The organism is Streptomyces sp. NPDC017056 (assembly GCF_044332485.1).
In the GTDB taxonomy this organism is placed as follows: Bacteria; Actinomycetota; Actinomycetes; order Streptomycetales; family Streptomycetaceae; genus Streptomyces.
In genome coordinates this window covers 61,925-84,807 of the sequence record NZ_JBIRPD010000014.1, presented here as the reverse complement: position 1 = coordinate 84,807, position 22,883 = coordinate 61,925, and the positions used below count along the sequence as shown (strand labels likewise).

15 protein-coding genes are annotated in these 22,883 nt (G+C 72.3%); 8 read left to right on the top strand and 7 right to left on the bottom strand.

The features are described from left to right. Positions 1–54: 54 nt before the first annotated feature. The 5 genes from ACH4OW_RS25275 to ACH4OW_RS25255 form a co-directional block, all read right to left on the bottom strand. The gene (locus ACH4OW_RS25275) at positions 55–1,215 is read right to left on the bottom strand and encodes an acyl-CoA dehydrogenase family protein (RefSeq protein ID WP_398030137.1); all 1,161 of its coding nucleotides are present in this window, start codon (positions 1,213–1,215) and stop codon (positions 55–57) included. Then, positions 1,212–4,394 carry an amino acid adenylation domain-containing protein gene (locus ACH4OW_RS25270; protein WP_398030136.1) on the bottom strand — a complete coding sequence of 1,061 codons (3,183 nt, stop codon included), beginning with the start codon at positions 4,392–4,394 and terminating at the stop codon, positions 1,212–1,214. Before ACH4OW_RS25270 ends, ACH4OW_RS25275 begins: the two co-directional genes overlap by 4 nt. A 116-nt stretch (positions 4,395–4,510) precedes the next feature. Further along, positions 4,511–6,001, bottom strand: coding sequence for a non-ribosomal peptide synthetase (locus tag ACH4OW_RS25265; protein ID WP_398030135.1), 1,491 nt, complete (start codon positions 5,999–6,001; stop codon positions 4,511–4,513). A 191-nt stretch (positions 6,002–6,192) separates the two neighbouring features. Continuing rightward, the gene (locus tag ACH4OW_RS25260; RefSeq protein ID WP_360129101.1) at positions 6,193–7,509 is read right to left on the bottom strand and encodes an MFS transporter; all 1,317 of its coding nucleotides are present in this window, start codon (positions 7,507–7,509) and stop codon (positions 6,193–6,195) included. A gap of 206 nt (positions 7,510–7,715) precedes the next feature. Beyond that, positions 7,716–8,354, bottom strand: a complete 639-nt coding sequence (locus ACH4OW_RS25255) for a histone deacetylase (protein WP_398030134.1) — start codon at positions 8,352–8,354, stop codon at positions 7,716–7,718. 261 nt (positions 8,355–8,615) lie between these two features. On the opposite strand from ACH4OW_RS25255, the gene ACH4OW_RS25250 reads away from it, so the two are divergent. After that, positions 8,616–10,205: an alpha/beta hydrolase gene (locus ACH4OW_RS25250; RefSeq protein ID WP_360129107.1), complete on the top strand. Its 1,590-nt coding sequence runs from the start codon at positions 8,616–8,618 to the stop codon at positions 10,203–10,205. 97 nt (positions 10,206–10,302) lie between these two features. Here the strand turns inward: ACH4OW_RS25250 and ACH4OW_RS25245 are convergent, their stop codons facing one another. Next, positions 10,303–11,145: an alpha/beta fold hydrolase gene (locus ACH4OW_RS25245; protein ID WP_360129110.1), complete on the bottom strand. Its 843-nt coding sequence runs from the start codon at positions 11,143–11,145 to the stop codon at positions 10,303–10,305. Positions 11,146–11,271: 126 nt separating this feature from the next. Here ACH4OW_RS25245 and ACH4OW_RS25240 point away from each other — a divergent pair, with 126 nt between their 5' ends. The 4 genes from ACH4OW_RS25240 (at position 11,272) to ACH4OW_RS25225 (ending at position 15,850) form a co-directional block, all read left to right on the top strand. Continuing rightward, on the top strand, positions 11,272–12,162 hold the full coding sequence (locus ACH4OW_RS25240) for a LysR substrate-binding domain-containing protein (protein ID WP_398030133.1): 891 nt from the start codon (positions 11,272–11,274) through the stop codon (positions 12,160–12,162). A gap of 177 nt (positions 12,163–12,339) precedes the next feature. Further along, on the top strand, positions 12,340–13,788 hold the full coding sequence (rox, locus tag ACH4OW_RS25235) for a rifampin monooxygenase (RefSeq protein ID WP_398030233.1): 1,449 nt from the start codon (positions 12,340–12,342) through the stop codon (positions 13,786–13,788). Between the two features lie 258 nt (positions 13,789–14,046). Next, positions 14,047–15,360 (top strand): peptidase, encoded by a 1,314-nt coding sequence (locus tag ACH4OW_RS25230; RefSeq protein ID WP_398030132.1) that lies wholly within the window; start codon positions 14,047–14,049, stop codon positions 15,358–15,360. Between the two features lie 232 nt (positions 15,361–15,592). Further along, on the top strand, positions 15,593–15,850 hold the full coding sequence (locus ACH4OW_RS25225) for a hypothetical protein (protein ID WP_398030131.1): 258 nt from the start codon (positions 15,593–15,595) through the stop codon (positions 15,848–15,850). A gap of 57 nt (positions 15,851–15,907) precedes the next feature. Here the strand turns inward: ACH4OW_RS25225 and ACH4OW_RS25220 are convergent, their stop codons facing one another. Then, complete coding sequence (locus ACH4OW_RS25220; protein ID WP_360129122.1) at positions 15,908–16,615, bottom strand: lysophospholipid acyltransferase family protein; 708 nt, start codon at positions 16,613–16,615, stop codon at positions 15,908–15,910. Between the two features lie 284 nt (positions 16,616–16,899). On the opposite strand from ACH4OW_RS25220, the gene ACH4OW_RS25215 reads away from it, so the two are divergent. The 3 genes from ACH4OW_RS25215 to narJ are packed head-to-tail and all read left to right on the top strand — an operon-like array spanning position 16,900 to position 22,874. Then, positions 16,900–20,670, top strand: coding sequence for a nitrate reductase subunit alpha (locus ACH4OW_RS25215; RefSeq protein ID WP_398030130.1), 3,771 nt, complete (start codon positions 16,900–16,902; stop codon positions 20,668–20,670). Between the two features lie 3 nt (positions 20,671–20,673). Continuing rightward, complete coding sequence (gene narH / locus ACH4OW_RS25210) at positions 20,674–22,194, top strand: nitrate reductase subunit beta (RefSeq protein WP_398030129.1); 1,521 nt, start codon at positions 20,674–20,676, stop codon at positions 22,192–22,194. Then, on the top strand, positions 22,191–22,874 hold the full coding sequence (gene narJ, locus ACH4OW_RS25205) for a nitrate reductase molybdenum cofactor assembly chaperone (RefSeq protein WP_398030128.1): 684 nt from the start codon (positions 22,191–22,193) through the stop codon (positions 22,872–22,874). The genes narH and narJ overlap by 4 nt, the downstream gene beginning before the upstream one ends. Positions 22,875–22,883: the final 9 nt, after the last annotated feature.

The window sequence follows — 22,883 nt, the reverse complement described above, 5'->3', positions numbered from 1 at the left end:
CGTGCGTGGGGGCGGGGCCGGGGGAGTGGTCCGCCGGCCCCGGGGAGGGCAGCTCTAACCGAGCCCCATGGACCGGGCGACGATCACCTTCTGGATCTCCGAGGTCCCCTCGATGATCGTCATCATCCGGACATAGCGGTACAGGAACTCCAGCGGATGCCCGCGCACCCACCCCGTGGCGCCGTGCACCCGAAGGGCCCGGTCCACCACCCGCACCGCGGTCTCCGACGAGGTCAGCTTGGCCAGCGCGGCGTTCTCCGGCGCCTCCGTGCCGCCGTCCACCAGCCGCGCGCAGGCCAGCGTCAGCAGCTTGGCCGCCTCGATCTCCGCGCGGCTGCTCACCAGGTGCTCCTGCACGTGCTGGTACGCGCCGATGCGCTCGCCGAAGGCCCGCCGCTCACGGGCGTACGCGACGCCCTGCTCCAACGCGTACTCCGCGATGCCGTCGCACATCGCGGCGACGACCAGGCGGCCGCGCGACAGGCTGTCGATGCCGTTGCCGAGCGCCGAACCGACGCCGGCCGGGCCGCCGATCACCGCGTCGTCCGGCACCCGCGCGTCCTCCAGGAGCAGTTCGTACAGCGGCTCGCCCGACATGCCGTCGTAGCGCTGCCCGATCCGCAGGCCCGGGTTGCCCGCCTCGACGACGAAGGCGGTCGGCTCCCCCTCGGCGGCGGCGACGACGAGCGTGAAGTCCGCCCGGTCGGCGTTGCTGACGAAGGTCTTGCGGCCCTTGAGGACCCACTCGCCCGTCGCCTCGTCGCGCACGGCCGTGGTGGTGAGCTGGAACGCGTCCGACCCGGCGTGCGGCTCGGTCAGCGCCAGGCAGCGCACCGCCTCGCCGCGCACCAGCGGCTTGAGGTAGCGCTCGATCTGCTCCTCGGTGCCGTGCCGCAGCAGCGGGCTCGGGCCGTCCGAACCGGCGAGCGCGTACGGGGCGAGCGGGCAGCCGCTGCGGCCCGCCGCGTGGTGCAGCAGCACCACGGCCGTGAACGGCATGCCGGAGCCGCCCAGCTCCTCGGGGTAGTCGCCCGCGTAGAAGCCGAGGGCCGCCGAGCGGCGCCGTACGTAGTCGCGCAGGTCGGCCGGCGGCAGGTCGGCGTCCTCCGGCAGGTCGGCCGCCAGCGGGACCAGTTCCTTGCGGACGAACGACTCGAACGACGAGACCAGTTCGCGGTGGTCGGCCTCCAGGACCGACGAGGGGTAGGTGCTCACGCCGCGGCCTCCCCCACCGCACGGGCCTGGTCGGCCAGGACCGGGTTCTGGAAGAACAGCCGCAGCGGCGGCCGGGAGCCGAGCCGGGGCTCCAGCCACGCGGCCAGTTGCGCGGCCATCAGGGAGTGCCCGCCGACCTGGAAGAAGTGCGACGCCGGGGTGAAGTCGGCATGGCCCAGGACCTCGCGCCAGCCTTCGGCGAGCAGCGCCACCTGCGGATCGTCCGGCTCGCCTGCCGTCTCCGCGGCGCCGCTCGCGTCCGCGGCCTCCGGCAGCCCGGCCACCAGGCGGACCAGCGCCCCGCGGTCCGGCTTGCCGCCCGGCAGTGCCGGCATGGCGTCCAGGCGTATCCAGCGGGCCGGTACGAGCGCGGTGGGCAGCCGCAGGGAGAGCGCGGCGTGCAGCGCCTGCTCGTCGGGGCCTTCGCCGTCCTCCGCGCGGGCCTCCAGGAAACCGATCAGCCGCGGGCCCGCGGGGCCGCCGGGGTCGAGCACGACGGCACACGACCGCCCGCCCAGCTCGGCCGAGGCCGCGGCCTCCACCTCCTCCAGCTCGATGCGGTACCCGCGCAGCTTGACCTGGTTGTCGCGGCGGCCCAGGAAGCACAGCCGCCCCGCCCGGTCGCGGTAGCCGAGGTCGCCGGTGCGGTAGACCCGCTCGCCGCCCAGGGCGTCCGGCGCCACGAAGCGCTCGGCGGTGGCCTGCGCGTTGCCGAGGTAGCCGTCGGCCAGCCCGGCGCCCGCGACGGCCAGTTCGCCGACGGCGCCGGCGGGCAGCGGCCGCAGCCCGGTGTCGAGCACGTGCATCCGGGTGCCCGGCAGCTCCGTGCCGAGCGGCACCTCGGCGCCGTCCCGCAGGTCCTCGCGGGTCACCTCGTGGACGGTGCTGGTGATCGCGGCCTCGGTCACGCCGTAGGCGTTCAGCACGGTGACGGGGGAGGACCCCGTGGCGTCCGCGGCGTCGAACAGCTCGCGCAGCGCGCCGACGGGCAGCCGCTCACCGCCCAGGACGACCAGCCGCGGCGCCCAGCGCCCGTCCCGCAGGGCCTCGCCCAGCTCCTCGCGTACGGCCAGGAAGTAGCTGGTCGGCAGGTTGGCGACGGTGACGCGGCGGGCCGCCAGCACCGCGGTCAGCTCGTCGGGGGTGGGCACCTCGCGCTGCGGCAGCACCAGGCAGGCCCCGGCCAGCAGCGACGGCAGCACCTCCTCCAGCGCCACGTCGAACGAGGGCTGGGCGAAGAGCAGCACCCGGTCCTGCTCCGTCAGGCCGTACCGCTCCGCCGTCGCGCGGGCGTGCTGCGCCAGCGCCGCGCGGCTCACCACGACCGGCTTGGGCAGGCCCGTGGAGCCGGAGGTGTGGATCACGTATGCCGCGTCCTTGAGGGCGTCGTGGCCCGTCTCCTGGCCGAGCGGTGCCGCGGCGGGGAAGGCGGGCCCGTCCAGCAGCCCGACCGGCAGCCCTTCGGCGGGGAGGGACAGCGCGCTCTCCCGGGTGGCCAGGACCAGGGCGGGGTCCAGGCGGTCCAGCAGCGTCTTCAGGCGTGCGGCCGGGTCGTTGGGGGAGAGCGGGCAGTAGACGGCGCCGGTCCGCAGACAGGCGAGCAGCGTGACGACGGAGTCCGTGCCGCGCGGGAGCACGGCGGCCACCGCCCGGCCCTCCGTCACACCGGCCGCGCGCAGCCGGCGCGCCAGGTCGTCCACGAGGGCGCCGAGCTGACCGTACGTCAGGCGTTGCGTGCCGCTGACGAGGGCGGCGCGCGCCGGGTCCTGGCGTACGGCCGGGTCGAGCACCTCGTCCGTCGCGGGGACCGGGGCGGCGTCCGCCTCGTCCTGGCCGGTGTGCGCGGTGTCGGCGCCCGGGGAGCCCAGGGAGGCGAGCGGCGCGTCCGGCGTCTCCAGGTACGCGCGCAGCACACCGAGGAAACGTTCCGCCAGCAGCTGGACCACGTCCTCGGCGAACAGGTCACGGTCGTAGTCCCACACCAGCGTCATCCCGGCGGCGCCCTGCCGCGGGCCGACCACCCGCCGGTCGTCCGGCATCAGCACCAGGTCCAGGTCGAACCGCGTGGTGCCGGTGTTGAACCCCTCGTACAGCGACACCTCCAGCTCCGGGACCCCGATCTCCGGCAGCGGCGCGTCGTGCGCGCTGAACATCACGCTGAACAGCGGGTTGTCCGCGCCGGTGGTGTGCCGCCCGAGCGCCCGCGTCAGCTCCTGGACCGGCACCTCCTGGTGCGGCAGCGCCCGGATCAGCGTGTCGGTGACCTCGTCCACCGTCTCCACGGCGCCGGCCGCCGGGTCGAGCCGCAGCCGCAGCGGGATGGTGTTGACGAACATGCCCACGGTCTCCTCGAACCCCGCGGGACGGTTGCCCACCGCGGTGCCGACAACGATGTCGGCCCGGCCGCTGTGGCGTCGCAGCAGCTCCGCGAACAGGCTCAGCAGCGTGGAGAAGGGCGTGTGCCCCTGAGTGCGGCTGCACTCCCGCAGCCGCTCGGCGAGATCGGCGCCGATGGCCTGGCGGAACTGGCCGCCCGCGTGCCGGCGCTGCGCGCCCGCCCGCGCCAGACCGGGCAGCGGCAGGTCGAAGGCGGCATCGGACAGCTCGGCCGACCAGTACTCCAGGCTCGCCTGCCGGTCGGCGCCCGCCGCGGCCCGCGCGTGCTCCTCGTACGAGCGCGCCGGGGACAGCTCCACGGCCTCGCCCAGCACCTGCGCGCGGTAGGCGCCGAACACGTCACGCAGCAGGATCGCGAACGAGTGCCCGTCGTGGATCAGGTGGTGCTCGACGTGCACGACACGGTGGTGCCGCTCGCCCAGCCGGGCCAGGCACCAGCGCAGCAGCGGCGCGTCGGAGGTGTCGAGCGGGGTCTCGGCCTCGGTCCGCAGCAGCTCCTGGAAGGCGGCTTCCGGATCGGCCTCCTGCGAGAGGTCCACCGTCCGCATCCGCGGGCTACATCGCTCGCGCACCCGCTGCTTGGGTACGCCGCCCGGCTGCTCGACGAGTTCGAGGCGCAGGCCGGGGTGCCGGCCGAGGGACGCGGCCAGCCCGGCGCGCAGCGCTTCCTCGTCGAGCGGGCCCCAAAGGTCGATGGCGGCCGTGAAGTTGTAGGCGCGGCTGCCCGGCAGCATCTGCTCGTGCAGCCAGACGACGTCCTGGGACGGCGACAGTCCGAACATGGTCCATCCTTCTGGTGGTGGATGTGAGGTGGTGCTCGGCCCGGCGCCCGCAGTCGGTCGGACGCGGGGGCCGGGAGGGAGTGGTGCGTGGGGCCGGTGCCGGCCCGGGGTGTGGGTCAGGCCACCGGCGTGGCGGCGCCGGTACGGGCGTGCCCGTCGCCGGCGGTGGTTCCGGCGGGTTCGCCGGCCAGTTCGGCGGTGAGCGCGGCGAAGGCGTCGCGGGCGAGGCCGTCGGGGAACGCGTCCCGGTCCCACGCCATCCGCACGAGAAGATCGTTCCCGTACGAGACGGAGACCGCGAACGGCGCCTGGAGCGGCCGCCCGTCGACGTGCACCTCGCGTCCCGCGACGCCGCCCAGCCGCAGCGGCGGCCGGCGGTGCAGGTCCTCGAAGGTCAGCAGGCCGTCCAGGTTCCCGGTCCAGGGGGCGGCGGCCGACCGGGCCGCGCGGACCACCTCGTCGAACGGGGTGTCGGCGTGGTCGAGGTCGTCCCACCAGGTGGTGGTCAGATCGTCGGTGCCGCACGCGGTGGCCGGGTGGACGACGGTGTTGAGGAAGCAGCCGAGGACCGGCGCGGCCGCCGCGGGCCGGCCGCCCCAGGGGTAGCCGAGCAGCGGCGCACGGCCCGCGAGGCGGGTTCCGCCCAGGGTGCGTGCGAGGTTGCCGCAGGCGCCGAGCAGGACGGGGAAGGCGGTGGCCCGCCCGTCGTCGGTACGGATCGGCAGGCGCCGTTGCAGGGCGCCGGTGGGGCGCGGCGGCCGGGCCGGGTGCGCGGCCTGCCCGGCGGGCGCCTGCGCGCCGCCGACCGGCCGTTCCGGCGCCAGCCGGCGCGCCCAGTAGGCGAGCGATTCCGGCTTGGACGCACGCTGCTCGGCGGCGAGTTGCAGGCGTACGGCCTCGTGGTACCCGGCCGCCTGCGCCGCTGCGTGGTCCGGCGGCACGTCGCCGGGGCCGAGCCCCCGCTCGTACGCGTCGCCGAGATCCGCCGAGATCAGGCCGAGGGACTGCTCGTCGCACACGGCGTGGTCCAGGGCGAGCGCGAGGATCTCCGCGGGGCCCCCGGCACCGGCGACGCCGGCGTCCGTGCCGTCGCCCGCCGGGGCGTCGGCGAGGAACAGCCGCAGCGGCGGGCCCTCGGCCGACCAGTCCAGCAATGCCCGGCGCAGGGCCGCCGCCGCGTCCTCACCGGGGCGTGCCACCACGCGGCTCACCTGGGCGGCAGGGGCGCCCAACCGCTGTACGGGCGCGCCGCGCAGCACGTCGGGCCGGGTGCGGAGCGCGGGGTGCGCGGCAGCCAGGTAACCTGCCGCCGCGCGCAGCCGGTCCACGTCGACCGTGCCGCGCGGGAAGGCGAAGAACAGCGGCACGACGTCGGGCCGGCCGCCGGGCGCCAGCCGCCGGGCGAGCAGGAACCGCCGCTGCGCACCGGTGACGGGCAGCAGCCCGGCCGGGTCGGCCGCACCGGCGGCCGCCTTCTCGTAGCGGGCGAGGTACTGCTGCGTGATGCTGACGCCGGTGCCGGCCCGGACACCGGTGCCGAAGCGGGTACGGATGCCGGTGCCGGCCGGTGTGCCGGTGCTGATGCCGAGCGTGGTGCTGGGGTCCACGATGACCTCCCTTGTGCCGCCGCGGACGGGGCGTTGCCAATGAGACGTTCGAACGGTGGTGCTGCGTACGGTGGAGCGCGCTTACGGACACGGACCCGGCTCACCGATTACGGGACGACCTGCCGGAGGGCAGGGGGCAGCGCTTACGGCCGCGAAGTGCGAGGGCGCGCGGATCCGGGCGGGGGCCTGGATCAGCCGGCCGCGCCGGGCGCATCAACTGCCTCGGAAGCGGGCCCGGCGCCCGCCTCGGCTCCGGTGGCAGGCAGGTCGCGCAGCTTCCGCAGCGGCGACAGCAGCAACGGAACCGGCACGAGCAGGAACCCGGCCGCGCAGACCCACACGGCCGCCCGCGCGCCGGCCGCCCCCGCGATGGTGCCGCCGGCCAGCGCGCCGAGCGGCATGGTCCCCCAGACCATGAACCGCAAGGTGGCGTTCATCCGGCCCAACAGGGCGTCGGGGCACAGTAGTTGGCGGAAGCTGACCTGCGCCACGTTGTAGACGACGGCGCCGAAGAAGACGGCGCCCGAGCCCAGCGCGAACCACGCCGCGGCCGCCCCGTGCCCGGCCAGCGGCCACAGCAGGGCGAACGGCCCGGTGGCCACCGGAGCGAGCCAGATGATGCGGGCCTGCCCCAGCCTTCGCGCGACCGGCCCGGCGCACAGCGCCCCGGCCAGTCCGCCGACGGCGGCGGCGGACAGCATCAGGCCGAGCACTCCCGGCGGCAACTCCAGCTCCCGCGTCAGGAAGACGGTCTGTACGGCGACGAGCATCGCCGAGAAGAAGTTCGCCACCCCGGTCGTCAGGGCGATCACGCGCAGGACGGGGTGCCGCAGCACGAAGGCCAGGCCCTCCTTGACCTGTGCGCGCAGCGAGACGCCCGGCGTCACCTCGGGTTCCGGTTCGCGGACGCGAATCGCGCGCAGGAACAGCGCCGAGGCGAGGTATCCGGCGGCGTTGGCCAGGACGGCCACCGGCGGCCCCAGGAGCTGGACGATGCCGCCGCCCAGTCCGGGCCCGGCCACCTGCGCGGCCGAACGCGCCGTCTCCAGCGCCCCGTTGCCCGCGACCAGTTGCGCGCCGGGCAGCACCCGCGGCAGATAGCTCTGGTGGGCGACGTCGAAGAACACGGTCGCGACTCCGGTGACGAAGGCCACCACGTACAGCTGCGCCATCGTCAGGGCGTGGCACACCGCGGCGAGCGGCACGCTGCCCATGGCCACCGCGCGCACCACGTCCGTCCGGATCAGCAGCGGCAGCCGCTTGACCCGGTCCACCCAGGCCCCCGCCGGCAGGCCGATGAGCAGGAAGGCCGCGGTCTCGGCCGCCGTGAGCAGGCCCACTTCGAAGGCCGAGGCGTGCAGCCCGACGACGGCCACCAAGGGCAGGGCCACGAGGGCGACTTGAGTGCCTGCCTGGCTGGCCGCGGCCCCGGCGAGCAGCAGCCGGAAGTCGCGATGGCGGAGGAGCCCGTCGCCGGCGCGGCGGCCGGGGGCTCGTGTGGTGGTCACATGGCTGACATTTGGTGATGAAGAGGGGGCGGGTCAAAACGACCGGAGGTTTTCCGGACAGTCTGATCCGCATACCGGACGCCGGATGAATGTTTTGTCGTAAACCGTCCGTTCGATCCGGTCCATCCGCTCCTGGGGTGACCTGCTACGCACTCACCAAACGTTCACCATGCGACGGTATTTTCGGCCGTCGAGTGAATGTCTGATTAGTGCGGTTCTTTGCGTTCGGAATTCACATGCGTCACGTAGGGTGCCCGGCTCGCTCCGGTGCGCACCGGCACTCCGAGCCGGCACTTCTCCAGGTACCCCGCGATCTGCTCGTCGTCCCACCCGCCCGCCTCGCGCAGCCCCGACGCCAGGTGCGCCAGATAGGTGTCGGTCGGCCGGTTGTGCGCGACCTCGTCCGCGCTCCACGGCGCCGTGAACGTGAGCAGCGGCAGCCCGTCCAGGGTGCCGGGGTGCACCAGCGTCTCGTAGCGCCCGGGGCCGAGCTGCACCCGGCCCCGGGCCAGCACCTCCGCCAGGTCCAGATCCGCCACCGGCGCCCGGTACATCTCCTGCGCCGCGATGTCGGAGAACTGGCCGCCCGTCACCAGATGGGCGCGCCCCCACACCTCGCCGGGCCCGTCCGGGTCGTAGAACGCCACACCCCCTGTCCAGTTCCGCGACTCCAGCGCGAAGTACATGCTCCCCGGCAGTACGACGGGTACGGAGCGGGCCGGCGGCCGGGGATCACGGCACCCCGGACAAGTGCGCGCGCCGCCCGGCGGCCGCCCGCCCGCCAGGTAGTGGCGCAGCCGCGCGGCATGCATGTTGGAGCCGTACGACACGTACCAGACGTACACCGCTTCATCCCCTCTTCCGCGTGTGCGGGACAAGCGGCGCAACCTTCCTGATCCGCATGCAAAGCCGCACGTCAGGCAAAATGCCGACCCGTACGCCATGGTGCCCCCGCCGATACCGCAAAACGTTCATCGAATCCTGCGGTTTGGTAAAGAAAAGGCAGTGAGCCCTGTTCAGAGTGGGGTGGCAGAAGACAGGATCCCCCGTACAGCTCTGTGATCACCGCCGCCGCGCGCGGCGCATTATGCAGGGGGAACCACCTCGTGAGACGAACAGCAGCGCTCGGCGCTGCCGGCACCCTGGTGACCGGCACGCTCATAGCCGGAGCAATAGCCGCCACGCCCGCCACCGCGGGCCAGCAGCACCAGCGCGGACCGGCCGAGGCCCGCGGCGTGCAGGTCGCCGCCGCCCGTGCCGCCAAAACGGGTATCGACTGGCAGGACTGCCCTGCCGACTGGGGCCTGAAGGCCCCCATCCAGTGCGGCTACGTGACCGTCCCGGTCGACTACGCCAAGCCCGACGGCCGCACCATCAAGATCGCCGTGGACCGTATCGGCAACACCGGCGGCAAGAAGGAGCGACAGGGCTCGCTCCTCTACAACCCCGGCGGCCCCGGCGGCTCGGGCATGAAGTTCCCGAACCGCGTCACCGGCAAGAACGCCGTGTGGGCCAAGACCGCCAAGGCGTACGACTTCGTGGGCTTCGACCCGCGCGGCGTCGGCCACTCCGCGCCGATCTCCTGCGCCGACCCGCAGGAGTTCGTCAAGGCGCCCAAGGCCGACCCGGTGCCGGGCAGCGAGGCGGACAAGCGCGCCCAGCGCAAGCTGGCCAAGGAGTACGCGCAGGGCTGCAAGGAGCGCAGCGGCGCCCTGCTCCCGCACATGACGACGCCGAACACGGCCCGTGACCTGGACGTGATCCGCGCCGCCCTGGGCGAGAAGAAGCTCAACTACCTCGGCGTCTCCTACGGCACCTACCTCGGCGCCGTGTACGCGACGCTCTTCCCCGACCACGTCCGCCGGATGCTCGTCGACTCCGTCGTCGACCCGTCGCGCGAGAAGGTCTGGTACCAGGCCAACCTCGACCAGGACCTCGCGTTCGAGACGCGCTGGGGCGACTGGAAGAAGTGGGTCGCCAAGCACGACGCCGTGTACCACATCGGCAACACCGAGGCCAAGGTCCAGGCGAAGTGGGAGCAGCTGCGGGCCACCGCCAAGAAGAACCCGATCGGCGGCGTCGTCGGCCCGGCCGAGCTCACCAGCTTCTTCCAGAACGCGCCCTACTACGACTCCGCGTGGGCCTCGACCGCCCAGGTGTGGAGCGCGTACCTGGCCGGTGACGAGAAGCAGCTGATCCAGAACGCGGGCCCGGACATGAAGGACACCGCGGGCAACATCGCCTCCGAGAACAGCAACGCGGTCTACACGGCCGTCGAGTGCAACGACGCCAAGTGGCCCACCAGCTGGCGCAAGTGGGACCGGGACAACACCCGTGTCCACCAGAAGGCACCGTTCATGACCTGGGCCAACGCCTGGATGAACCTGCCCTGCGCCACCTGGCCGGAGAAGCAGCAGACCCCGGTGGACGTCACGTCCGGCAAGGGCCTGCCCAGCGTGCTGATCGTCCAGAGCACCCGTGACGCGGCCACCCCGTACGGCGGCGCCGTCGAGCTGCACAAGCGGCTCAAGGGCTCGCGCCTGATCACCGAGCAGGGCGCCGGCTCGCACGGCGTGACCAGCCTGGTCAACCCCTGCATCAACGACCGGGTCGACACCTACTTCCTGACCGGGAAGACCGACTCCAAGGACGTGACGTGCGCCCCGCACGCCACCCCGGAGCCGAGCAAGGCGTAGTCCGCAGCCACGGCGCCGAGCCCCGTGCTCCTGGGAAGTCCTGCCAGGAGCACGGGGCTCGTCGCTGTCCGTACGTGAGCGGCCCCGCGACCGGCGGTCACCCGGCCGCTGCCGGGGCGGCCCGGCCGGCGGTCCGCTGCTCGTCGAGGAACCCGGCGAGCACGGACACGAACCCGGCCGGGTCCTCGGCCGGCGCCCCGTGCCCCGCGTCGAGCTCCGCGTACCGGGCGCCTGCGACACCGGAGAGCAGGGCCTGTTGCTGGTGCGCGCCCATGACGCGGTCGTGGGCGCTGGCCAGCACCAGCGTCGGCGCGGTGATCAGGCCGAGCACCGGCCGCAGGTCCACGCCGAGGTTGACCTCCGTCTGGCGGACGGCACCGGGCGTGATCATCCCGGCGAGGGCGCCGACCAGCTCGTCGTTGGCCTCGGACGTGACGCTCTCCCAGTACCGGGGCCCGTGCGCCATCAGCGGCAGCATCCGCGCGAACAGCGACGTACCGTGCTCGGCGTCGGCCCGCAGCAGCTCCAGCCAGTACCGGAACTCGGCGGCCAACCGCACGTCGGTGTACGCCCAGCCGGCGTGCAGCGCGAGCGAGCGGACCCGGCCGGGGCGGGTGGCGGCGAGCTGCGCCGCCACCGCGGCGCCGAGCGAGTGCCCCACCAGGTGGAAGGTGCCGAGGCCGGCGTCCTCGGCCGCCGCCAGCACCTCGTCGGCCAGATCGGCCAGGGTGAGCGGCCCCCCGTGATCGGTGGTGGCGCCCGACCCGGAGCAGTCGGGCGCCACCACGGTGAACCGGTCGGCGACCGCCTCGGTCAGCGGCCGCCACTGCTCGCGGGTGGCCGCCGTACCGTGCACGAGCACCAGGCCGGGCCCGCTCCCCGTGACGTCGTACTCGACGTCGGCCTCGCCACCGCTGATCCGCAGCGTCGTCCTGGGCATGTCTTCTCCTTCGTCCCGCGCCGGTCCGTTGCGGCACCAGCCAACCGCGGCCAAGGGCGCCGGCCAACGGCCGAAGCGCGCTTACACTGATCACCGAAGGTGATCAATGGGAGCCGTTCGGACGGGGTGAGGACGACGGAGATCAGGCAACTGCGCTACTTCCTGACGGTGGCGGAGGAACTGCACTTCGGACGCGCGGCCGAGCGGCTGCACATCGTGCAGTCGGCCGTCAGCCAGCAACTGCGCCGCCTGGAACGCGAACTGGCCGTCACCCTCTTCGAGCGCACCACGCGCACCGTCCGGCTGACCGAGGCGGGCCGCCGTCTCCTGCCGCACGCCAGGGAAGTGCTCGCCGCGGAATCCCGCGCCCGGGCGGCCGTCGCCGACCTGCGCGCCGGACAGGACACCACCCTGCGGCTCGGTACCAGCGACGGGCTGGGGGCGCGGCTCGAAACCGTCCTCGCCGCCTTCACGCGCACCGCCCCAGCGGGGGCCCAGATCGAACTGGTCACCGGCAGCACCACCGACCGGCTCCACCGCGTACGCTCCGGCGAACTGGACGCGACGCTGCTGCGCGGCGACCGCAGCGAACCCGGCCTCGAACTGCTGCCGCTGTGGCAGGACGAGCTGCGGGCGGCCCTCCCCGCCGGCCACGAACTCGCCGTACGCGAGGTGATCGACATGGCGGACCTCGCCCCGCTGCCGCTCCGCCTGGCCTCCCGCGCCCGCAACTCCGCGCTCCACGACCTGGTGATCCGCTCCTGCCGCGAAGCGGGCTTCGAGCCGGTCCTGGGCGCGGAGTTCACCACCGCCCAGGACACCCTGGCCGCCGTCGGATACGGCAGGCCCTCCTGGACGGTCTTCTACGAGCCGCACGCCCTGCAACTGCCCGTACCGGGCGTCGTGTTCCGCCCGCTGCGCAACCCGGCCCCCACGATGCGGGCCTACCTCGCGGTACGCCCCGACCCGCCACGTCCCGCACTGCGCGCGCTCATCGAGGCGTGCCACGTCGCGTAGCGGTAGCGCCGCGCCCCCAAGCGCGTCACGGCCGGCCGGACAGCACAAAGGCAAGGAGTCCGCATACATACTCCTTGCCACTCTTAACTTATAGCGCACAGGGGGGCTTGCGGCAAGGCCCCGGTCGTCCCGCACAATCGGCGCCTGAAGCCAGGACCTGCGGAAATGGATGTAGTGATGATCGACGTGATCGTGGTCGGCGGCGGACCGACCGGCCTGATGCTGGCCGCCGAATTGCGGCTGGCCGGAGTGGACGTGGTCGTACTGGAGAAGCTGGCCGAGCCGACCGAGCAGTCCCGCGGGCAGGGCCTGCACGCACGCAGCATCGAGATCATGGACCAGCGCGGCCTGCTGGACCGGTTCCTCGCGGTCGGCAAGAAGTTCCAGATCGGCGGCTTCTTCGGCGGCATACACAAGCCGTGGCCCGACCGGATGGACACGGCCCACCCGTACAGCCTCGCCGTCCCCCAGCCGGTCACCGAGCGGCTGCTCAACGAGCGCGCCCTCGAACTCGGCGCCGACATCCGGCGCGGCTGCGAGGTGGTCGGGCTGAGCCAGGACGAGGGCGGGGTGACCGTCGAGCTGTCCCCCGCGGCAGGGGGAGAAACGCGCCTGCGCGCACGCTACCTCGTCGGGTGTGACGGTGGCCGCAGCATGGTGCGCAAGTGGGCCGGCATCGGTTTCCCTGGCGAGCCCGCCACGGTCGAGACGCTGCTCGGCGAGATGGAGGCGACCGAGGACCCGGCGACGATCACCGCCGTCGTCGAGGAGGTACGCAAGACCGAGCTGAGGTTCGGCCTCCACCCCGTCGGAGAGGGGGACGGCAGGAGGTACCGCGTCATCGTGCCGGCCGACGGCGTGGCCGAGGACCGGGCGACCGCGCCGACCCTGGAGGAGTTCAAGCAGCGGCTGCGCGCGTTCGCGGGCACCGACTTCGGCGTGCACTCGCCGCGCTGGCTGTCCCGGTTCGGCGACGCCACCCGGCAGGCCGAGCGCTACCGGGCCGGCCGGGTGCTGCTGGCCGGCGACGCGGCGCACATCCACCCGCCGACCGGCGGGCAGGGCCTCAACCTCGGCGTACAGGACGCGTTCAACCTCGGCTGGAAGCTGGCCGCCACGGTCGGCGGCTGGGCACCGGAAGGACTGCTGGACAGCTACCACGCGGAACGGCACCCGGTGGGGGCCGCCGTGCTGGACAACACCCGCGCGCAGATCACGCTGCTGGGGTCGGGCCCTGGGCCGACCGCGCTGCGGGGACTGTTCTCGAAGCTGATGGACTTCGAGGAGGTGAACCGGTACGTCACCGAGATGATCTTCGCGGTCGGGGTCCGCTACGACTTCGGCGAGGGGCACGAACTGCTCGGCCTGCGGATGCGGGACGTACAGCTGAAGCAGGGCCGCCTCTACGAGCTGATGCACGGCGGCCGCGGACTGCTGCTCGACCAGACCGGCCGGCTCTCGGTGGAGGGCTGGGCGGACCGGGTCGACCACGTCGTCGACGTCAGCGAGGAACTGGACGTGCCCGCGGTGCTGCTGCGGCCGGACGGCCACGTGGCATGGGCCGGCGAAGACCGGCAGGAACTGCTCGCCCGGCTGCCGCAGTGGTTCGGCGCCCCCGTCGGCTGAGCGAGCCCCACGGCCGGGGTCCTGACACGCCGCTGGGAACAGCCGCCCGCCGCCGGGCGGCTGTTCGGCTGTCAGCCGCCACCGCCGAGCCTGCCACGTGAGCCCGGCCGGTCCGCCGCCGACCCGGAATGATCGAACGTAGGTTCCTTTACTGCTATATGCTCCCGCTGACACCTCCCGACCGTTTTCGTCCCGCCGTGACACAGCACGGCGCCGGGCTGCGAAGCGCGTCGGCCACGCTCACGAACTGGGGGGCCAGTGAAGAGATCCACGACGACCGCTTTCGGGCTCGGTACGGCCGGTCTTGTCCTGCTCGCGGTGACGGCGCCCGGCGCCCAGGCCGCGCCGGCGCCCGCGCGTTACACCGAGGCGCAGATAGCGGCCATGGGCCCGGAGGAGCAGGGCAAGCTGCTCACGCCCCTGCGCAACATAGCCAACGCGGTCGACCGCGTCGGCTCGGGCGCTCAGGCGGGCATCTACGCGGGAGTGCGCATCGACGCTCCCCGCGGGACCGTATACGTCTACCTGACGGACACCTCCCGCGCGGCGGCATTCGTCAAGGCCGTCTCGGCGGCCGACCGCGGCATCGACACCCGCAAAATCACCACGGTGAAGGCCGCGCACACGCGGCGGGCCATGCACGACGCCCGCGACCGGCTGTTCGCGCAGGAAGCCGCGCGCAAACTGCCCTACGCGATTCATTCGGTGTCGATCGCCGCCGACGCGTCGGCCCTGGAAGTAGCCGTGGACAAGCCCGGCGTGGCCGCCAAGGCGGCCGGGGCGCACCGTCAGCCCAGCGCGCGGAGCCTCAGCCCGGCGCAGGACGTCCCCCTCGTCTTCAAGCAGGGGCAGCGTGTCTCCTCCGCCAGGTCCTGGGCGGACGTGCGGTGGAAGGACGGCACGCCGTTCATAGCCGGCGACGTCCTCACCGACGGCTCGGAATACTGCACGGCCGGACTGCCCGCCGTGCGCAAGAGCGACAACAAGCCGGTCATGGTGACGGCGGCGCACTGTTTCGCCAACGGCGCGAAGATATACACCGGGTCGGGCACCACGCCCGCCTTCGGCAAGTTCTACGACGGACTGAACGGCCTGACCGGCAATTACGTCGGTACGGTGAACGGCGTCTCCACGGCCTGGGACGCGGAACAGCTCATCGGCGCCGACAACAACGCCGACGTGAGCGAGACGGCCGGCTACAAGCCCGTCACCAGCGTCGCGTACTCGCACAACGGCGACTTCGTGTGCCAGAACGGCGCCGCGTCCTTCTTCATGAACCAGGGCACCGTCTGCGGCATCAAGGTGACCAACGAAGACATCACCTACAGGCTCGACACGGGCTGGAAGGTCCGCGGCGTCGAGGGAACGCGGCTGCCGAACAACCCGTGGACCGTCGCGCACGGCGACAGCGGCGCCATGGTGTACACGGCGAACGGTTCGGCACGCCAGGCGCGCGGACTCGTCTCGGCGCTGTCGGGTACGTACCAGACCAACGCCGGCAACTACATGTACTGGACCGAGGCGACGGACATCTTCAACCACTTCGGTCTGAAGCTCAATCCCAAGACCTGAGAAACGGCGTCCCTTCGGGTTCCGTGACCACCGAATGCGGCAATCACCGGAACCCGAAGGGCCCCGCATACGTCCCATCCACATGAAACACCCCAAGAGCCGCACTCTCGCAGCCGCCGCCGTCACTCTTTCCGCCGGGTTTCTGCTCACCGCGTGCGGCCAGGAATCCCCGGGAGACGGAAAACCCGGCCCGTCCGCCCCGCCCGCGAATTCCCGTCCCCTCAGCAGGCCGGTGACCGCCGACGCGGACGGCCGGAAGCTCACCACGGTGGTGCCGGTCGGCGGCTGCCAGCACGCCGACTTCACCGCGTCCGAAACGGAGCAGGCCGTGACCCTCACCCTGACCCTGACGCGGCGCCAGCAAAAGGGAGAGGTGTGCACCGCGAACGTGAAACTGGAACACGTGCACACGGATCTCCGCACGCCGCTGGGACAGCGCAAAGCCATCGACGCGGCAACGGGTAAACCCGTCGCGGTGACAAAGGGCTGAACGAAGACACCGCTTCGCGGGGCCCGGTCGAACCCGCGCCGACCGCCCTTTGCCGCACTACCGGAAGCGCCGGGCAATACCTCGCTGCGACTGCTGCCGCGCCTTCGCCTCGTTCGCGTACATGTCCACGTATTCCTGCCCGGAGAGCCGCAGGATCTCGTACATGATTTCGTCGGTGACGGCGCGCAGCGCGGCGTGCTCGCCGTCCAGCCCCGCGAACCGCTCGAATTCCAGGGGCTTGCCGAAGCGGATCGTGATCCGCATGGCACGCGGCAGCCGCCGCCCGGTGGGCTGCGCCTCGAACGTCCCGATCATGGCGCACGGCACCACCGGCACCTGCGCCTTGATCGCCATTGCCGCCACGCCCGTACGCCCCTTGTAGAGGCGCCCGTCGTGCGACCGCGTCCCCTCCGGGTAGATCCCCAGGACCCGTCCCTTGCGCAACACCGCCAGCCCGGACCGCAACGCGGCCTGCGCCGCCTTGCCGCCGGACCGGTCCACCGGAATCTGCCCGATGCCCCGGAAGAACGCCGCGGTCAGCCGCCCGCGCAGCCCGGGCCCTGTGAAGTACTCGGCCTTCGCCAGAAACGTCACCCGTCTCGGCACGATCACCGGCATCACGAAGTGATCCGAGAACGACAGATGATTGCCCGCGATGATCGCCGCCCCCTCCGGCGGTACATGCTCCAGGCCCTCCACCCGAGGCCGGAAGACCAGTCTCAGCAGCGGCCCCAGGATGACGTACTTGAGCACTTGGTAGAACACAGCGGTTCTCCTCACTCTCCGGAACCGGCTCAACGGCGGTGTTTTCGCAGGTCATATGAGGTGTAGAGGGGAAACAGTGTAGGTGCAGGCGCCGTCTTGCGTCATCACTCGCGGGAGGGCCGGTGCCGGGCGGTCTCTCCGTCCGGGAGCATCCGGCCGGTGGCCGGTGAACGGCCCGCCCCGTGGTCCCTCCAGCACAGGACTTTGGGCCTGGTCAATCGGGCCGTTCGCCGCCGGTTTCCGTGAGATCAAGAAATAGGGTTTCGAAGTGACGGCCGAAGCCAATGGGATGTCGCGGGACTTCATGCATTCCCCTGTCGTCGCGAGAGCTTCGGGTTGCTCGAAGCGCAGGAGGTACGCTGGTGCGGGGCGAACATGGCAGTACCACGGCGGGGGATTTGCTGTTGCGCGCCGGACGGTATTTCACTCCCGGTGAGGTGTCCCCGGATTTGCACAGCGTGGAGCGGACCGGCGGCCGGGAGGCCGATGTTTTCTACCGGAAACGCTGGGCGCACGACAAGGTGGTGCGCTCCACACACGGCGTGAACTGCACCGGTTCCTGTTCCTGGTGGGTGTATGTCAAGGACGGCATCATCACCTGGGAGACGCAGGCCACCGACTACCCCTCCACGGGACCCGACCGGCCCGAGTACGAACCCCGCGGCTGTCCGCGCGGCGCCGCGTTCTCCTGGTACACCTATTCGCCGACCCGGGTGCGTTACCCGTATGTCCGCGGCGCGTTGCTGGAGCTGTACCGGGAGGCGAAGCGCCGCCTGGGCGACCCCGTCGAGGCGTGGGCCGACATCCAGCACGACCCCGAGCGCCGCCGACGCTACCAGCGGCAACGCGGCAAGGGCGGCCTGGTGCGGGCGGACTGGGACGAGGCCCTGGAGATCGCGGCGGCCGCCCATGTGCACACCATCGCCACCCGGGGGCCCGACCGGATCGCGGGCTTCTCGCCGATTCCCGCGATGTCGATGGCCTCGCACGCGGCGGGCGCGCGTTTCCACTCGCTGATCGGGGCGCCGATGCTGTCGTTCTACGACTGGTACGCGGACCTTCCGGTCGCCTCGCCGCAGGTGTTCGGCGACCAGACCGACGTGCCCGAATCGGGCGACTGGTGGGACGCGGCGTATCTCATCATGTGGGGCTCGAACGTTCCGGTGACCCGGACCCCGGACGCGCACTGGCTGGCCGAGGCCCGCTATCGCGGCCAGAAGGTCGTCGCGGTCTCCCCGGATTTCGCCGACAACACCAAGCTCGCCGACGAATGGCTGCACCCCCACCCGGGTACCGATGCGGCGCTCGCGATATCCATGGGGCAGGTGATTCTCAAAGAATTCTTCGTCGACCGGCAGGTCCCGTTCTTCGAGGATTACGTACGCCGCTACACCGACCTGCCCTTTCTCGTCACCCTGAAAGAGCGCGACGGCGCGTACGTTCCGGGGAAATTCGTCACCGCCGCCGACCTCGGCCACGAGACGGAGAACGCCGCGTTCAAGACCGTCCTCATCGACGACACCACCGACGCGCCGTTCGTTCCCCGCGGTACGCTCGGCCACCGCTGGGGCACCGGCGAGGGTGACTGGAACCTCGACCTCGGCGACGTGGTGCCGCGCCTGTCGCTGTACGGGTCCGGGACCGGCGCCGAAGTGCTCCTGCCCCGCTTCGACCTCGACGGCGGCAACGGTACCGGCACCGTGGCACGCGGCGTCCCGGTGCGGCGCCTGGCCGACGACGGCCCGCTGGTCACCACGGTCTTCGACCTCGTGCTCGCGCAGTACGGGGTCGCCCGGGAGGGGCTGCCGGGCGTGTGGCCGGACTCGTACGGGGACGCCGCGGCACCGGGCACCCCCGCCTGGCAGGAGTCCCACACCGGCGTCCCCGCGGCGCAGGCGGCCCGCGTGGCACGGGAGTTCGCGCGGACGGCGGAGCAGTCGCAGGGACGCTGCATGATCCTCATGGGGGCCGGCACCAATCACTGGTTCCACTCGGAGACGATCTACCGGGCGTTCCTGGCGCTGCTCACGCTGACCGGCTGCCAGGGGCGCAACGGCGGCGGCTGGGCCCACTACGTAGGGCAGGAAAAGTGCCGCCCGACCACGGGATGGGCCACACTCGCCGCCGCCTCCGACTGGTCCCGCCCGCCCCGGCAGATGATCGGCACCGCGTGGTTCTACCTGAACACCGGCCAGTGGCGGTACGACACCCTGCCCGCCGAGGCACTGTCCTCACCGCTGGCCGACGGGGCGTTCGAAGGGCTGCACGGTGCCGACACGCTCGCCGCGTCGGCACGGATGGGCTGGATGCCGTCGTACCCGACGTTCGACCGGAACCCCCTCGACCTCGCCGACGAGGCGGCCGGGAAAGGGCAGGACCCCGTCGCGTACGCGGTGGGGCAATTGAAGGAGGGGCGGCTCGGGTACGCCGCAGAGGACCCCGACGCCGAGGCCAACTGGCCGCGGGTGATGACCGTGTGGCGTGCCAACCTCTTCGGTTCTTCCTCCAAGGGCAACGAGTACTTCCTCAAGTACCTGCTGGGCACCCATGCCAACCTGCCCGAGGAGGGCGAGAACTCGCTGTGCCCGCCGGGCCGCCGCCCGCGTGACGTGCGCTGGGCCGAGGAAGCACCCGAGGGCAAGCTCGACCTGCTCCTCTCGCTCGACTTCCGGATGACGTCCACGACGCTGCTGTCCGACATCGTGCTGCCCGCCGCCACCTGGTACGAGAAGCACGACCTGGCCTCCACCGACATGCACCCGTACCTGCACGCCTTCACCCCGGCGGTGGACCCGCCCTGGCAGGCCCGTACGGACTTCGACATCTTCCACGGCCTGGCCCGGCGGTTCAGCGAGCTGGCCGAGCGCCACCTGGGCGTGCGCCGCGACCTGGTGGCCACTCCGATCCAGCACGACACCCCGGGCGAGATGGCCCAGCCCGGCGGCGTCGCCCTGGACTGGCGCAAGGGCGAGTGCGAGCCGGTGCCCGGCCGGACCACGCACCAACTGACCGTCGTCGAACGCGACTACACCGCCGTCGGCGAGAAGATGGCGGCGCTCGGCCCGCTGGTCGACACCCTGGGCGTCACCACCAAGGCCATCACCTACGACGTGGGGGAGGAGGTCGAACGGCTGCGGGCGGCCAACGGCACCGTACGCGAAGGCCCCGCCGCCGGCCGTCCGCGCCTGGACACCGCGCAGCGCGCCTGTGAGGCGATCCTCGCCCTGTCGGGCACCTCCAACGGGCGCCTGGCCACCCAGGGTTTCCGGACCCTGGAGAAGCGGACCGGGCAGAAGATGGCGCACCTGGCCGCCGAGCACGAGGGCAAGCACATCACCTTCGCCGACACCCAGGCGCGCCCGGTGCCGGTCGTCACCAGCCCGGAATGGTCGGGCTCGGAGTCCGGCGGACGCCGCTACACCGCCTTCACCACCAACACCGAGCACCTCAAGCCGTGGCACACGCTCACCGGACGGCAGCACTTCTTCCTCGACCACGACTGGATCCACGAGGTCGGCGAGGCGCTGCCGGTGTTCAAACCGCCGCTGGACATGTCCCGGCTGTACGGCGAGCCCGCCCTCGGCACCACCGCGCACCAGGGCGTCGCGGTGCGCTATCTCACGCCGCACAACAAGTGGTCCATCCACTCCCAGTACCTGGACAACCTGCACATGCTCGCCCTCGGGCGCGGCGGGCCGACGGTGTGGATGTCCCCGCGGGACGCCGCGTCGATCGGCGCCGCGGACAACGACTGGGTCGAGGCGGTCAACCGCAACGGCGTGGTGGCCGCGCGGGCGGTCGTCTCGCACCGCATGCCGCCCGGGACCGTGTACATGTACCACGCCCAGGAACGCACGGTCGGTGTCCCCAAGACCCGTAAGACCGGCCGGCGCGGCGGCATCCACAACGCGCTGACCAGGGTGATGCTCAAGCCCACCCATCTGATCGGCGGGTACGCCCAGTTGACCTGGGCCTTCAACTACCTCGGCCCCACCGGCACGCAGCGCGACGAACTCACCGTGATCCGCCGCCGCGACCAGAACGTGGAGTACTGAACCGTGCGCGTGATGGCCCAGATCGCGATGGTGATGAACCTCGACAAGTGCATCGGCTGCCACACCTGTTCCGTCACTTGCAAGCAGGTGTGGACCAACCGGGAGGGCGCCGAGTACATGTGGTTCAACAACGTCGAGACCCGGCCCGGACTCGGGTACCCGCGGTCCTGGCAGGACCAGGAACGCTGGCGCGGCGGCTGGGAGCGCACACCCGCGGGGCGCCTCCGGCTCAAGAGCGGAGGCCGGGCGCACAGGCTCGCGCGGATCTTCGCCAATCCCCGGCTGCCCGGGATGCACGACTACTACGAGCCGTGGACCTACGAGTACAAGAACCTCACCGATGCCCCGGCCGGTGAGGACATGCCGGTGGCCCGGCCGGTCTCGCAGCTCACCGGCGAGCCGATGGACACCATCACCTGGGGCCCCAACTGGGACGACAACCTCGGCGGTGCCCCGGAACACGCGCCCGGCGACCCGGTCGTACAGAAGATCCGCGAAGAGGTCGGCGAGAAGGTCCGGTTCGCCTTCGAACAGTCCTTCATGTTCTACCTGCCGCGGATCTGCGAACACTGCCTCAACCCGGCCTGTGTCTCCTCGTGCCCCTCGGGAGCGATGTACAAGCGCAGCGAGGACGGCGTCGTCCTGGTCGACCAGGACCGCTGCCGCGGCTGGCGGATGTGCGTGTCGGGCTGCCCGTACAAGAAGGTGTTCTTCAACCACCGCACCGGCAAGGCCGAGAAGTGCACCCTGTGCTACCCGAGGCTGGAGGCGGGCCGCCCCACGGTCTGCTCCGAGACCTGCGTCGGACGGCTGCGCTACCTCGGCGTCATGCTCTACGACGCCGACCGGGTGCCCGAAGCGGCCGCGGTGACGGACGAGAAGGACCTGTACGCCGCCCAGTTGCGGTGCTTCCTCGACCCGGACGACCCCGAGGTGGCCGCGGCCGCGAGGGCGTCCGGGGTCGGCGAGAGCTGGCTGGCGGCCGCCCGCCGCTCACCGGTGCGCGACCTCATCACCAAGTACCGGGTGGCGCTGCCCTTGCACCCGGAATACCGCACCCTTCCGATGGTCTGGTACGTGCCGCCGCTCTCCCCGGTCGTGGAGGAGGTCGCCGCCTCCGGACACGACGGCGAGGACGCGGGCAACCTCTTCGGCGCCATCGACGCGCTGCGCATCCCCGTCGAGTACCTCGCCGAGCTGTTCACCGCCGGGGACACCGGTGAAGTCGACCGGGTGCTGCGCACGCTGGCCGCGATGCGTGCGCACATGCGCCGCCTCAACCTCGGCGAGCAGCCCGACGAGAGCGCCGCCGGTGCGGTGGGCCTGACCGGGCGGGGCGTCGAAGAGCTGTTCCGGCTGCTGGCCGTCGCCAAGTACGAGGACCGGTTCGTGGTGCCCACCGCCGCCCGCGCCGAGGCCGAAGCACTCGCCGGTTCGCACCCGCTGCCCGACGCGTGCCCGGTCGGCGGCGTACCGGCCGAACAACCCTTGCTCACCATCCAGCGCAGGAAGGAACGGCGATGAAGCCACCGAACGGTCTCTCCGAGCGCACGTGCGCCCTGTTGCGCAAGGCCGCCGCCGAATGCCTGGCCTACCCCGACCCGGACCGGCTGGACGCGCGGCTCGCCCTCCTGCGTCCCGCGCTCGCCGAGGTACGCGGGAAGGCGCCGGGCCCCGTGGCGGACCTGGAGGTCTTCCTCACCTGGGCGACGGACACCCCGCCACTGGACCGGTGCGCCCACTACGTGGAAACCTTCGACACCCGCAACCGCCGCAGCCTCTACCTCACCTGGTGGGCCGACGGAGACACCCGGCGCCGCGGGCTGTCCCTCGTCCGCCTGAAGCAGCTCTACCGCGCGCACGGCATGACCTACGCGCACGAGGAACTGCCCGACTTCCTGCCCGCCGTCCTGGAATTCGCCGCAGTGACGGGCCGGCCCGGAGACCAGCTCCTCCAGGTGCACCGGGTGGGCCTCGAACTGCTGCGCCTCGCCGTCACCGATGTCTCCGCACCGTATGCGGCCGTCCTCGAAGCGGTCTGCACCACCCTGCCCGGCCCCTCGCCCAACACCAAGGAGCAAGCGCGCCGGCTGGCCGCGGCAGGGCCGCCGCAGGAACTGGTCGGCATCGGCGCCCCACCGGACGCCTACGGGCCCGCCGCCCTGCCATGGCCGGAGCCGCTCAGTCCCGAAGCCACCGGCTAGGAGCAACCG